The sequence below is a fragment of the Myxococcus xanthus genome (genome assembly GCF_006402735.1).
Classification (GTDB): domain Bacteria; phylum Myxococcota; class Myxococcia; order Myxococcales; family Myxococcaceae; genus Myxococcus; species Myxococcus xanthus_A.
This window is the reverse complement of the sequence record NZ_CP017174.1, coordinates 6,440,820-6,453,766: the sequence shown is the minus strand read 5'-3', so window position 1 is coordinate 6,453,766 and position 12,947 is coordinate 6,440,820. Positions and strand designations below refer to the sequence as shown.

12 protein-coding genes are annotated in these 12,947 nt (G+C 70.0%); 2 read left to right on the top strand and 10 right to left on the bottom strand.

Features of this window, described 5'->3' with window-relative positions; translation table 11 throughout:
- Positions 1 to 25 precede the first annotated feature (25 nt).
- Positions 26 to 892 (bottom strand): universal stress protein, encoded by an 867-nt coding sequence (locus BHS09_RS26230; protein WP_237079832.1) that lies wholly within the window; start codon positions 890 to 892, stop codon positions 26 to 28.
- Between the two features lie 127 nt (positions 893 to 1,019).
- Positions 1,020 to 2,630, bottom strand: a complete 1,611-nt coding sequence (locus tag BHS09_RS26225; RefSeq protein WP_140799430.1) for a Na+/H+ antiporter — start codon at positions 2,628 to 2,630, stop codon at positions 1,020 to 1,022.
- Between the two features lie 186 nt (positions 2,631 to 2,816).
- Between BHS09_RS26225 and BHS09_RS26220 the strand changes: the two genes are divergently transcribed.
- Positions 2,817 to 3,617 carry a TVP38/TMEM64 family protein gene (locus BHS09_RS26220; RefSeq protein WP_140799429.1) on the top strand — a complete coding sequence of 267 codons (801 nt, stop codon included), beginning with the start codon at positions 2,817 to 2,819 and terminating at the stop codon, positions 3,615 to 3,617.
- Here BHS09_RS26220 and argC read toward each other — a convergent pair.
- The 7 genes from argC to BHS09_RS26185 are packed head-to-tail and all read right to left on the bottom strand — an operon-like array spanning position 3,556 to position 11,282.
- Positions 3,556 to 4,623 (bottom strand): N-acetyl-gamma-glutamyl-phosphate reductase, encoded by a 1,068-nt coding sequence (argC, locus tag BHS09_RS26215; RefSeq protein WP_140794247.1) that lies wholly within the window; start codon positions 4,621 to 4,623, stop codon positions 3,556 to 3,558. The two genes, BHS09_RS26220 and argC, sit on opposite strands and share 62 nt — an antisense overlap.
- Positions 4,620 to 5,681: a DUF1611 domain-containing protein gene (locus tag BHS09_RS26210; RefSeq protein ID WP_140794246.1), complete on the bottom strand. Its 1,062-nt coding sequence runs from the start codon at positions 5,679 to 5,681 to the stop codon at positions 4,620 to 4,622. Before BHS09_RS26210 ends, argC begins: the two co-directional genes overlap by 4 nt.
- Before the next feature lie 7 nt (positions 5,682 to 5,688).
- On the bottom strand, positions 5,689 to 6,879 hold the full coding sequence (gene argG / locus BHS09_RS26205) for an argininosuccinate synthase (RefSeq protein ID WP_140794245.1): 1,191 nt from the start codon (positions 6,877 to 6,879) through the stop codon (positions 5,689 to 5,691).
- Positions 6,880 to 6,904: 25 nt separating this feature from the next.
- A complete protein-coding gene (argH, locus tag BHS09_RS26200) occupies positions 6,905 to 8,254 on the bottom strand; it encodes an argininosuccinate lyase (protein ID WP_140794244.1) in 1,350 nt (449 codons plus the stop codon).
- Entirely contained in the window at positions 8,247 to 9,308 is a 1,062-nt protein-coding gene (locus tag BHS09_RS26195) for a M20/M25/M40 family metallo-hydrolase (protein WP_140794243.1), read from the bottom strand. Before BHS09_RS26195 ends, argH begins: the two co-directional genes overlap by 8 nt.
- Complete coding sequence (argB, locus tag BHS09_RS26190; protein ID WP_140794242.1) at positions 9,305 to 10,231, bottom strand: acetylglutamate kinase; 927 nt, start codon at positions 10,229 to 10,231, stop codon at positions 9,305 to 9,307. The genes BHS09_RS26195 and argB overlap by 4 nt, the downstream gene beginning before the upstream one ends.
- A gap of 43 nt (positions 10,232 to 10,274) precedes the next feature.
- The gene (locus tag BHS09_RS26185) at positions 10,275 to 11,282 is read right to left on the bottom strand and encodes an N-acetylornithine carbamoyltransferase (RefSeq protein ID WP_140799428.1); all 1,008 of its coding nucleotides are present in this window, start codon (positions 11,280 to 11,282) and stop codon (positions 10,275 to 10,277) included.
- A 169-nt stretch (positions 11,283 to 11,451) separates the two neighbouring features.
- Here BHS09_RS26185 and BHS09_RS26180 point away from each other — a divergent pair, with 169 nt between their 5' ends.
- A complete protein-coding gene (locus BHS09_RS26180; RefSeq protein ID WP_140794240.1) occupies positions 11,452 to 11,886 on the top strand; it encodes an arginine repressor in 435 nt (144 codons plus the stop codon).
- A 150-nt stretch (positions 11,887 to 12,036) separates the two neighbouring features.
- On the opposite strand, the gene BHS09_RS26175 is transcribed toward BHS09_RS26180, so the two are convergent.
- Entirely contained in the window at positions 12,037 to 12,846 is an 810-nt protein-coding gene (locus BHS09_RS26175; RefSeq protein WP_140799427.1) for a DUF6209 family protein, read from the bottom strand.
- Positions 12,847 to 12,947 lie beyond the last annotated feature (101 nt).

Sequence of the window (12,947 nt, the reverse complement as noted above, 5' to 3'; positions counted from 1 at the left end):
GCCCGCACGAGCGGGGGCCTTCACGCTACTCGCCGGGCTCGGCCTCGCGGACGACGAGCACGTCGCACGTCGCCTCACGGATGAGGTCCGTCGCGACGCTGCCGAGCAACGCGAACGCCACACCGGAGCGCGCCCGGGTGCCCAGCGCCAGCAGGTCCGCGCCCTGGTCGTCCACGAACTCGAGGACGATGGAGCGCGAGCCGCCGTTCTCCATCACCAGGTGGTACGGGACCTCAATCGCGTCGAGCTCCCGTTGCAACGCCTTGAGCTTGCGCTCCGCGGACGCCTTGAACGTCTGCCGGTAGTGCTTGTGCTCCTTCGTCGTCAGGCCGGGGAACACCGCGTACTCCAGCGGCACGTCATAGGCGTGCACCAGCGTCAGCTCGGAGCCGGGCGTCATCAGCGTGGGAACGAAGCTCGCCGCGCGCTTGGACGTCTCGTCCGCGTCCACGGCCACGACAGGCCGGAGGTAGGGCCCGGGAGCCCTCCGGTTGGCGATGAGCACGGGCAGGTCTCCACCGCGGATGACGTTCTCCGCCGTGGAGCCCAGGAACATGTTGCGCAGCGGCTTGTCGCCATGCCGGCCCAGGACGATGAGCTCCGCGCCAAAGGCCCGGGCCCGGCGCAGGATGGCCTCCACGGGCTTGCCTCGCGCGATGTGCGTCTCGACGGTGGCGGAGTTGCCCGCGGCACGCAGCGCCTTGCGCAGCCGTTCGGCGCTCCGCTCCAACTCGCGCGCGGTGGCATGGAGCGCTCGGGTGCCCACCTCCGCAGGCATGCGGCTGGGGAGGACGTGCGTCACCAGCACCTTCGCGCCGTCCGCGAGTGGCAGGTGTCCTGCCCTGCCCAGCGCGTGGGTGCTCGCCTCCGAGAAATCAGTGGCGACGAGCACTCTGCGAAGTCGCCGCGGGAACGTCTGCTTTCGTGGTTTCACCCACGAGAGTCTAGGAGTCCTGGACGCGGCAGGCACGGCAAACCCGCCTGACTGTCATCAGGCGGATGTGCCGTGCCCGGGTGAATCAGGCGCTCACAGCGCCGGCCGCGGCCGGAGGCTCACCCTCTGTGGGCACGTGGTTCTCTGCGGCGTCCGCGGCGGCGATGCGCTCATCCAGATCCGCAGTCAGCCGTGCGAAGGCCTCCTTGCCAATGGTGGCGGACTGGTAGGCCTTGAGCAGCGCCGCCTTCTCCACGATGAGCACGCGGCGGACTGCTTCCTGGTGCTCCTCCTCGTGGAAGCGCATCGACTGCTGCTTCAGCGCCGTCAGCTCCTTCTCCGCGACGACTTCCTTCTCCTGGTAGTCCTTCTCCAGTTGCGTCACCACATCCCCCGGAATCTCCCGGGCGCGGCGCATGCTCTCCAGCGCGGCCAGCGCTGCGTGGATGGCGCCCAGGCGGCCGCGGGCCAGCTCGTACTGCTCCTGGAACGCGTCCTTGAGGCCGGTGATGCGCAGCTTGCGCAGCAGCGGCGCCATGGTGAGGCCCTGGAAGATGATGGAGAGGACCACCACGCCGAACGTCATGTTCACCAGCAGTTCGCGGTGCGGGAAGTCCGTGGGAAGACCGAGCACCAGCACCATGGAGATGGCGCCACGCAGGCCGCTCCAGGTGAGCACCGCGCTCCAGGTCCACGGAATCTTCTCCTTGGTGAAGCGGAGCAGCGCGGACACACCGTAGACGACCACGGCGCGGGCCACCATCACCGCCACATAGGCGGCGAGGATGGGCTTCCACGAGGCCAGCAGCGAGGAGAGCTGCACCTCCAGGCCGATGAGGAGGAACACCACGGAGTTGAGCGCGAACGCCAGGTACTCCCAGAAGCTCTCCACCGCGATGCGGGTGGCGGGGCTCATGCCCTCGTGCGTGGCCCAGTTGCCGCACAGCATGCCGGCCACCACCGACGCGATGACGCCCGAGTAGTGGAAGTGCTCGGCGAGCACGAACGAGCCGTACGCCGCGATGACCGTGAGGGTGATTTCCACCATGGCGTCGTCCACGCGCTTGATGACCTGCGCGACGGCGAAGCCCACCGCGCTGCCCATCAGCACGCCCATGCCGAAGACCTTGATGAAGTCGAACATGGCGCCGCCCACCGTGAACTGGCCACCCGTGGCGACCGCGACGATGAGCGTGAAGAGCACGACGGCGGAACCGTCGTTCAGCAGGCTCTCTCCCTCCACCAGGATGAGCAGCCGCTTGGGCGCGCCCAGCGACTTGAAGAGCGCCACCACGGCGATGGGGTCCGTGGACACGATGACGGACGCGAACACCAGCGCGGACAGCATCCCGAAGCCATGGACGAAGTCCAACCCATCCACCACGCGCGTGAGGATGAAGGCCGTGAGCCCCGCGGAGGCCAGGAGCCCTGGAATGGCCAGGGCGTGGATGGCCATCTTGTTCTTCCAGAACTTGCGGAACTCGACGTGGAAGGCCGCTTCGAAGAGCAGACCTGGAAGGATGATGGCGAAGAGCAGCTCCTTCGTGAGGTGCGGCGGCTCGAACGCCTTGAACGTACCCAACAGCAGACCCGCGACGACCAGGGCAACCGTATAGGGGATTTTGAAGTACCGCGCGGCGATGGCCACGGCGGTCGCGATGGCGAAAATCAGTACGAAGGCCAACTCGAAATGCATTCGTCCTTACCCGTTTGGATCAAAGGCGCAGGACCATAGCGCAGTTGAGCTGAACAGAGACGCACTCGACGTTGTTCTCGCTCGCACGGAAGACATCGCAAATTGCCAGGGTGAGGCGGAATGCAAGACGTCATCTCTCGCCTGGCTGCTCTTGCCTTCTCGCGTGGGGCTTCCCAGCTTTGAGCCATGTCCAAGCACCCCCGCTCCAAGGGAGGACGGCTGAGCGCGGGCCTCAAGCTCATCGGACCGCTCTGCATCTCCGTCGGCCTGCTCGTGGGGCTGCGGCTGCTGGGGCCCCAATACCTGGATCAGCAGACGCTGTCGGGCTGGCTGAGTCCCCTGGGCGCGCTGGCGCCCTTGGCCTTCATCCTGCTCCTCACGGTGCGCCCGGTGACGCTGCTGCCCGGACAGCTCTTCACGGCGGTGGGCGGCATCCTCTTCGGCATGGCCGCCGGCACGGCCTACGCGCTCCTCGGGACGCTGCTGGCCGCGGGCCTCATCCACTTCCTGGCGCGCAGGCTGGGCCGCAAGCCCATGCGGCGCCTGGCTGGGGACAAACACCCGGTGTTCGAGCGTGCGGCGCGCGAGCACGGCTTCCAGCTGGGCTTCCTGGCTTGCATCAACTCGGTGATTCCGGCGGATGTGATGCTGGCGACGGCGTCCGCGTCAGGCGCTCGCTACGTCCCGTTGGCGCTGGGCGCCGTGGTGGGCACCCTCCCCGGGACGCTGCTGACGGCGCTCTTCGGCAGCTCGCTGGGGCAGGGGAAGACGTGGATGACGGCCGTGTCTGCCACCGGCATGGTCGTGAGCCTGTTGCTGGGGCTCGTCCTGGGACGCAGGTTGATGCGGGAGTTGCTCGCGAAGGAAGCGCCCGTCGCGAGCGGTGGGCCCGGGCGCGTGCGCCCAGGCCCGGAAGACGTGCAGCCTACGGATAGCAGGCGGCCTGGCGCAGCGCCGTGTCTTCCGGCAGCCCCAGTGCGACGTTGAAGTTCTGCACCGCCTGGCCGGCCATGCCCTTCACCAGGTTGTCGAGCGCCGCCATGACGGCCACCGAGCGGCCCTTGGTGGCCACCGCGATGTCGCAGAAGTTGCTGCCGGCCACCGCGGCGATGCGCGGCGTGCCCTCGACGATGCGCACGAACTTCGAGCCCTCGTAGTAGCGGCGGTAGCGCTCCATCAGCGACGCCGTCACCACCGCGCCGCCGTGCTCCGGCCACTCGAACTGCACGGTGGCGAAGATGCCGCGCACCATGGGCGCCGAGTGCGGGACGAAGGCCAGCCGGTGCCGCTGCGCGCCGTGGGCCACCAGCATGACCTCGACCTCGGCCTCGTGCTGGTGCTCCAGCGGCTTGTACGCGCGGAAGTCCTGCGCGCGCGTCGGGTGGTGCGTGCCCTCACCGGGCAGCGAGCCGGAGCCGGACGAGCCCGTGACGCCGGACACCGCGAGCAGCCCCAGTCCCGGCGTGGAGGCGATGGGCAGGAGCGCCAGCTGCACCGCCGTGGCGAAGCAGCCCGGGTTGGCGATGCGCTTCGCCGTCTTCACCGCGTCGCGCTTCCACTCGGTGAGGCCGTAGGTGAAGGTGCCCAGCAGCTCGGGGGACGGGTGGGGCCGGCCGTACGCACCCGCGTAGCGGCCCGGGTGGTCCAGCCGGAAGTCGGAGGACAGGTCCACCAGCAGCAGGCGCTCGGCGATGCCGACCTCCGCCCACTGCTTCTCCAGGCCCGCGAACTGCTTGGCCAGGTCACCGTGGCCCAGTGCGCTGAAGACGACGGGCTGCTGGCAGTCCGCCAGCCACTTCCAGTCGGGCTCGCCCTCGAAGCGGCCTTCCACCAGTCCGCGCAGGTGCGGGTGCACCTTGTGGATGGGCTCGCCGGCGTGGTGCCGCGACACCGCGCGGATGCTGCCCACCGCCGGGTGGCCGGAGAGGATGCGCAAGAGCTCGCCGCCGCCGAAGCCGGAGGCACCCAGGATGTAGATGTTGACCTGCGTCATGACTTCCTCCCCGCGCCCAGCTTGGGGGCGAGCTTTTCCAGGATGAGTCCGCCCAGCGCCGCCGCGTCCGCGCGGGCGTTGCGAGCGGGGATGCCCACCACCTGCTCCACGAAGCGCACGCCCACGGCGTTGTCCGTGGCCGGCCCGGCCACCACGTCCACTTCGATGCCATACGCCTCGCGCAGGTGCCGCACGCCGCCGGACGCGCCCACCGGGTCGTTGGCGCACAGCACCCACGCCCCCGCCAGGCTCTTGAGCTCCGGGTCGGCGAGGATGCCCTGCACGCCGTACTCGCCCATGATGCCGTCGCCCGTCTCCGCGACGATGACGTCCACGTTCTCCGCCGCCAGCTCGGAGAAGAGCACCCTCGCCACGCGCGCGCCCGTGCGGGGCCCCGTGCAGACGATGCCCGCGTCCGTGAAGTCCATCACCACGTCCGCGCCGGAGTCCTGCATGCTCAGCGTGTCGCGCATCAGCGACACACCCGTTAGCTTGGCGCCGCCCACGCGGAAACCCGCCTGCGCCAGCTTGCGCACCATGGCCGCCGCGGCGAACGTCTTGCCCGCGTTCATGCAGGTGCCCACCACGAAGACGACGGGGCACTTCACCGGCGATGACGTGCCCTTCAGCGCGCCAGAGGACACGTGTGCCGGCTGCCCGGTGCGCGACATCAGCTCCGGGAACTCCAGCACCTGGCCCAGCACCTCCGCCTCGAAGGGCAGGCCCACGCCGTGGTTGTGCGACGTGCACTTGCCGATGACGCCGCCCATGTTGAGCACGTGCAGCCGCTCGCCCACGGTGACGGACGCCGGCACCACGCCCTCGTAGCCGTGCAGCGCGTTGCGGTGACCCAGCGCGCCCACGACGATGTCACCGGCGTGCAGCGTCACCAGGCGCCCGTGCACGTCCTCGAGCTGGTTGTACGTGCTCTTCTCTCCGTGGATGCGCACGGCCACCACCGCGCCCTCCTCGGCCTTCACCTCGGACGCGAGGTGGACCGTCCGCCCCAGTCCGAGGTTGCGGGTGACACTGCCTACCTTGTCGACGAAAACCTTCATGGCACCCTCACTTCGCGCGATGCGAGAGCATCTGCGCGACGCCGTACAGCTTGGCGAAGCCCGCGGCTTCCGAGCCGTTCCACAACACGTTGGCCTCTCCGTACGTCGCCACCTTCGCGTCCATCAGCGAGTGCGGCGAACGCACGCCTTCCACCACCTGCGTGCGCGGGTGCAGCACCAGCCGCACTTCGCCCGTCACGCGCTCCTGCGACGAGCTGAGGAACGCCTCCAGGTCCTTCACCAGCGGGTCGAAGAAGTGGCCCTCGTGCAGCAGCGAGCCATAGAGGTTGCCCATCGACTCCTTCCAGAAGAGCTGCTTGCCGGAGAGCACCAGCTTCTCCAACTCGCGGTGCGCGGTGACGAGCAGGTGCGCCGCCGGCGCCTCGAAGCCCACGCGGCCCTTGATGCCCAGGATGGTGTCACCCAGGTGCACGCCCCGGCCGATGCCGTAGGTGCGCCCCAGCGCGTTGAGCGCCTCCACCAGCTTCACGGGGCCCAGCTTCTCGCCGTCCAGCGCCACCGGGACGCCCTTCTCGAAGGTCACCGTGAGCGGACGGGGCTTCAAGTCCTGCGGCAGCTCGCCGCCAGGGAAGGCCGCCTCGGGCAGCGCCTTCCAGGAGTCCAGCGTCTCGGCGCCGCCCACGGAGGTGCCCCACATGCCCTCGTTGACGGAGTAGGAGCCCAGCTTCGGGGGCATGTGGACGCCGCGCTCGGCCAGGTAGGACAGCTCTTGCTGACGGCTCAGGGACAGCGTGCGGATGGGCGTGAGCAGCTCCAGCTCCGGCGCCAGCGAGCGGAAGGCCACGTCGAAGCGCACCTGGTCATTGCCCGCGCCCGTGCTGCCGTGCGCCAGTGCCTGGGTGCCCTTCTCACGCGCCACGCGGACGACCTCCACCGCCTGGCAGGCCCGCTCCGCGGACACGCTCAGGGGGTAGACCTGGCCGCGCAGCACGTTGCCGGCGATGAGGTAGCGCAGGTAGCCCTGGAAGAGCGTCTCGCGCGCGTCCACCGTCACGTGCTCCACCGCGCCCAACTGCTTGGACAGCGCGGCGATGCGCTCCAACTGCTCGGGCGGGAAGCCGCCGGTGTCCACCGTGACGGTGGTGACGTCGTAGCCCTGCTCGCGCAGGTAGACGGCGCAGAAAGCGGTATCGAGTCCGCCGGAGAAGGCCAGCACCACGTTCTTCTTGTTGCTCATGATTCGCTCCTCACGGGGATGCGGTTCAGACCGTCCAGACGCGCCCGGCGGCGTCGGCCACCGAGCGGTGCGTCTCATCGAGCCAGTCGCGCGAGGCGGCCAGCTCTTCCCGGGCCTGGGGCAGGCCCAGGTTGCCGGCGCCACCCAGGTGGGTGGCCGTCAGGGCGCCGCGGTCTGGACGGAACGTTCCTTCCACCAGCTCGCGGCCCACCTGCTTGTAGGCATCACGGAAGGCCTGTCCCTGGGCCACCAGCGCATAGGCGTGGTGCGCCGCGTACAGCGTGTCATCGCTGGCGCGCGCCGCCGCGTCCGCCTTCACCTGGAGCGCTGGCACCAGCCGGGTGAGCACGTCCAACAGCTCCCGCGTGGAGCCCAGCGCCGTCAGGGTGGGGGACTTCAGCAACTGGAAGTCGCGGTGGTAGCTGGAGGGCAGTCCGCCCGCGACGGCCTCCACCTGATGCGCCAGCCCGCGCAGCTCGCGGCAGCGGCCCCGGGCCAGCTCCACGACGTCCGGGTTCTTCTTCTGCGGCATGATGGACGAGCCCGTGGTGTACGCGTCCGGCAGCCCGAGGAAGCCGAACTCGTCCATGCTGTAGAGCTGCACGTCCCACAGCCACTTCTCCAGCGTGCCCACCACCGAGCAGGCCCAACCCAGCACCGCGGACTCATGACGGCCGCGTCCGTTCTGCACGTCGATGGGGCTGCGCTGCACGCGCGAGAAACCAAGCAGCGCCGCCACGTACTCCCGGTCGATGGGCAGCGGCACGCCGAAGCCCGCCGCCGCGCCCAGCGGGCAGCGGTCCAGCCGAGCCCACACGCCGCGCAGCGCCTCCAACTCCTCCAGCAGTCCTTCCGCGAAGGCCATGCCCCACAGGCCGAAGGTGGAAGGCATGGCCCGGCGCAGGTGCGTGTAGCCCGGCAGCGCCACGTCCTTGTTCGCCTGCGCGAAGTCCAGGAAGGCCCCCGCCAGCTCCGCCGCCCGCGCGCCCAGCGTGAGCACCTCTTCACGCAGCAGCAGGCGCAGGGCCAGCTGCACCTGGTCATTGCGAGAACGCCCCAGGTGGATGCGCTTGCCCGGCTCGCCCACGCGCTCCACCAGCGCCGCTTCCAGGGCGGTGTGGCCGTCCTCCTGCTCGGGACGGATGACGAACGTGCCCGCGCGGGCCTCGTCGTGCAGCGCCTTGAGCGCCGTCACCAGGGCCTTGGCCTCCGCGTCCTTCAGCAGGCCCACGCGCGCCAGCATCCGCGCGTGCGCGGCCGAGCCGAGCGCGTCATGCGGCGCCAGCGCCAGGTCCACCACCGGGTCGTTGCCCACCGTGAAGCGGTGGATGGCCGCGTCCAGGGGAAGGCCCTTGCCCCACAGCGTGTCAGCCACGAGCCACCTCCTCGAAGTAACCCCGAACCAGTTGCGTGTAGAAGGCGGCGCCGGCTTCCAGCTCCGCCCGGGTGATGAATTCGTCCGCCAGGTGGCTGCGCAGCGTGTCGCCAGGGCCCACCTTCACCGCGGGGATGTCCCCCAGGAAGGCCCAGTCCGACGCCGTGCTGGAGCCCACCGGCTGCGCGCCCGACGCGGCCACCGCCGCGCGGACGATGGGCTGCTCCGCCGACGTCGCCTTCGGCAGGTAGCGCTCCGAATGGACCTTCACTTCGCTCTTCAACGCGCCCGCCACCTGCCGGGCCACCATCGCGTGCTCCATGCCCGGCGTGGTGCGCAGGTCCACGAAGAACTCGCACCGGTCCGGCACCTGGTTGCGCGCCAGGCCACCGGACACCTGCGTCACCTGTGCCCGGGCCTCGCCCAGGAGCGGGTGGGGCGGAAAGCGCAGCTCGGCCAGCACCGCGATGTCGGTGGCCGCCAGGTGGATGGCGTTGACCGCCTCCGTGGCGTGCGCATGCGCGACGTGCGCGCTCTTGCCGTGCGCGGTGCAGCGAAGCAGCAGCATGCCGCGCTGGGCGGTGCAGGGCTTGAGGCTGGTGGGCTCGCCGACGATGGCGGCGTCCAGCGGGCCCAGATTGGGCAACAGCGTTCCCAGTCCCTGGCCTCCCGTCTCTTCCTCCGCGGTGAACGCGAACACGACTTCCGCGCCCGTGGGCGCGCCTTCGGCCAGCAGGGTTCGCGCGGCGAGCAGCATGCCCGTCACGCACCCCTTGGCGTCATTGCTGCCCAGGCCGTACAGGCGGTCCTCGCGCCACACGGGCGCGTGAGGCTCGTACGTCCACCCGGCGCACGGCTTCACCGTGTCCAGGTGCGAGTTGACGAGCAGCCGGCGCGGCCCGCTCCCCACGGAGAACCACACGTTGTGGCCCTGCCGCTGGACGCGCGCGCCCCAGCCTTCGGCCCACCCGGACACGGTGTCCGCGATGCGGCCCTCGTCACCCGACACGCTGGGGATGGCCACCAGCGCCTGGAGCAGCTCCGCCGCCGTCATCCCACCGCCCCCGCGGGCTTCTGCGCGTTCTCCCGCACGACCATGGTGCCGCTGCCCTCGTTGGTGAAGACCTCCTCCAGGAGCGCGTTGGGCTGCACGCCGCTGACCAGGTGCACGCTGCCCACGCCGCCCACGAGCGCGTGGCGGATGGCGTGCGCCTTGGGCTTCATGCCGCCCGCGATGGCGCCGGTGCTCTCCATGGTGGCCAGGTCCGTGAGGTTGGCCAGCGTGACGAGCGACGACGGGTCGCTCACGTTCTTCAGCAGGCCCGGAACCTGGACCAGGAAGAAGAGCTTCTCGGCGGACAGCGCCACCGCCAGCGCCGCGGCCACGGTGTCCGCGTTGGTGTTGTACACGGCGCCGTCCGTGCCACCCGACAGGGGCGCGATGACGGGCACGTAGTCGGCCGAGCGCAGGTGCTCCACCACGCGGGTGTCCACCTGCTCGATGTCACCCACCAGGCCGTAGTCCACCAGCTTGCCCTCGGTGGCCCCGGCCTCCGTCACCATGACGGGCGGACGCTTGCGCGCCTTGATGAGGCCGGCGTCCACGCCGCTCAGGCCCACCGCGGGCACGCCCGCCGCCTGGAGGTCCGCCAGCAGGTCCGTGTGTAGCTTGCCCGCGAGCACCATCTTCGCCGCGTCCAGCACGGGCGCGGAGGTGACGCGGCGGCCGGCCACCTTCTCCACCGGCAGGTGGAGGGCGTCACACAGCGTGTCCAGCTCCGGGCCGCCGCCGTGCACCACGACGGGGCGGATGGAGAAGGTCCACAGCAGGGCAATCTGCTCGCACGCGGCGCGGCGCAGACGCGGGTCGCTCAGCATGGCGCCGCCGAGCTTCACCACGAACGTCTTGCGGCGGAACTGCTGCACGTACTTCGCCGCGTTGCGAAGCGCGGAGTAGGGGTCGGGCGAAAGGGGCACGTGAGACCTCGAAGTCAGGAAAGGAAGAATGCGGAGGGGCCGCTCAGCGCGAACGCATCCAGTGCAGCAGCGCCCGCTGGACGTGGTAGCGATTGCCGGCCTCGTCTACGACGCGGCTGTTCGGGTGGTCCAGAACCTCATCGGCCACCTCCACGTTACGGCGCACGGGCAGGCAGTGGAGGAAGGCCGCGTCCTTCTGCGCGCGCGACATCGTCAGGCGCGTGGGCATCCAGCCGGAGTAGGACGCGAGCAGCGCGGTGACGTCGTTGGGCGAAAACGCCGCCGCGGCCGTGGGGCCCCACGACTTGGCGTAGACGGCGCGGCTGCCGGCCAGGGCCTCGTCCTGGTCGTGCGTATAGGTGACGCTGCCGCCCGTGGCCTTGGCGTACGCCTCCGCCTCGGCGCGGACGGCCGGGTGCAGGTCGAACCCGGGAGGGTGGGCCACGCGAATCTCACAGCCGGCCGCCGCCGCGCTCAGCAGGAAGGAGTTGGGCACGGCCTTGGGCAGCGGCTTGATGTGCGGCGCCCACGTCAGCGTCACCGGCAGCTTCTTCGTGCTTCCGAACGTCTCGCGCAGCGTCAGCATGTCCGCCAGACCCTGGCAGGGGTGCTCGCGCGCGGACTCCATGCTCACCACCGGTACGGTGGACCACTTGCGGAACGCGTTGATGACGGGGTCGAGTTCGTCCTCCTCGTCACCGCCGCCCTGCGAGAAGGTGCGCACGCCCAGCATGTCCACGAAGCGCGACAGGACGGGCGCGGCCTCCTTGAGGTGCTCGGCCCGGTCCGCGTTCATCACCGCGCCTTCGCGGTGCTCCAGCTTCCAGACGCCGGCGCCCACGTCCAGGATGATGGCGTTGCCGCCGCCGCGCAGCATGACGGCCTCGAACGAGGTGCGCGTGCGCAGCGACGGGTTGAAGAACACCATCCCCAGCAGCGCGTTGGCGAAGAGCGCGTGCTCCGGGCCCTTCTGCTTCCACGCGGCCGCCTGCGCGAGCACCGCCTCCACGCCCTCGGGCCCCAGATCCTTGATGTGCGTGACGTGCTTCATGGGCCTGTCCTCCCCGGCAGCGGCTGCCTGCATATTCGTGATGAATATGCGTGAAAATGCGTGCATTGCCGCGAAAAGGCGGCGGATATTATGCAGAAAGACGCGCCGCGCAAGCGGATTATTCGCAACGGGCGCATGCATGTTCTTGCATGAATATTCACGGGGATGCATGGTGGTGGGAATGAATCTGGACGAGGCCATCCTGCGGCTCATCGCGGAGCGGGAGATCGGCGATCAGGCCGTGCTGCAGCAGCTCCTGGAGGCCGAAGGCCAGGCGCCAAGCCAGTCGACGCTGTCGCGGCGCCTGAAGAAGCTGGGCATCTTGAAGGTGGGTGGGCGCTATCAGCGCATGCCGGCCACGCCCGCGGTGATGCCGGAGCGGCCCCGCGTCACCATCCTGGAAGCGCCCCCCAACCTGCTGGTGATTCGAACGGCGCCGGGCTTCGCGCCGGTGCTCGCGCTGGCGTTGGACAAGGAGCGGGAGTTGCCGGGGCTCGCGGGGACGGTGGCGGGGGATGACACCATCTTCGTCGCGGTGACGGACCCGGCGCTGCTGCGCGACGTGCGCGCGGCGGTGGAGCGGCTCCTGTCGCTGGGGGCGTGAGAGGCGCGCCCAGTCAGGGGACTCTCGTCAGGGGGGCGTCCCTGGAAGACGCGCACCTCGTTCGATGCGTCCCTGGCGCACGCAATGTCGGCGTTTGACGCGCAAGCCTGTTTTGCTGGTGGTGGCCTTGTTCTTGCGGGGCGCGGAGGCTCACTGGATGGCGAAGACGTAGTTCTGCCCGTGGCGCGAGTCCCACTGCTGGCAGCCCTTGCGGTCCTGGGTGGAGAACCACAGCTCCAGCGTCGCGGGGCCGGGCGGCAGCGGAATGAAGGCGGGGATCTGCCTCCAGAACTGGGCGTCCCATTCACCCCAGCTCGCCGTCAGGCTGAGCATCGTCACCGGGCCGCCGTTGATGCGGTAGTACGCCGTGGTGCCCCAGGCCTTGAAGTTCAGGTACTGCGCCCGGCACTGGGCGATGCGGCCGATGTCGTAGTCCACCATCAGCGTGGTGCCGCCCTGGAGCGTTCCGTGGACCGTGTACGTCCACGCCGGCGCGGGGTGGAACGAAATCGTCGGGTTCTGCGTCACCCACGTGTGGAAGTTGTACTGGAGGTTCGAATCCCAGTTGGAGCAGCCGGTGGCGTCCGTGTTCTGGAACCACAGCTCGAGCGTGCCGCCCTGGGCCAGGGCCAGCTGCGTCTGCGCGATGGCGCCCACCGTGGTGGCATCCGCCACGGGGAAGCTCTGCACCGGGCCCCGGTTCGACATGGCGAAGCCGGTGATGGTCCACCCGGTGCCCCGGCACAGCGGCAGGCGCGAGGTGTCATAGACGATGTCCAGCGCGCCGCCCGCCTCCGGCTGGCCGCTGAGGGTGACGCCCCAGTCCGCGGCGAAGGTCAGCGTGGGCGGTCCGGACAGGAAGGTCAGGTCGGACCGCACGGCGACGGGCGCTTGCGGCGCGGCGGAGGCGCCGGAGGCAAGACACAGCAACGGCAGCAGGGCGGACAGCAGCGGCTTCATGGCGACTCCCGGGCACGTAGGGTGGTTGCGCCCGGACGGAGGGTGTGGCCCGCCGGACGCGAGCGGCTCGCTAGCACGACTCAGGGAAATACCGGAATGCC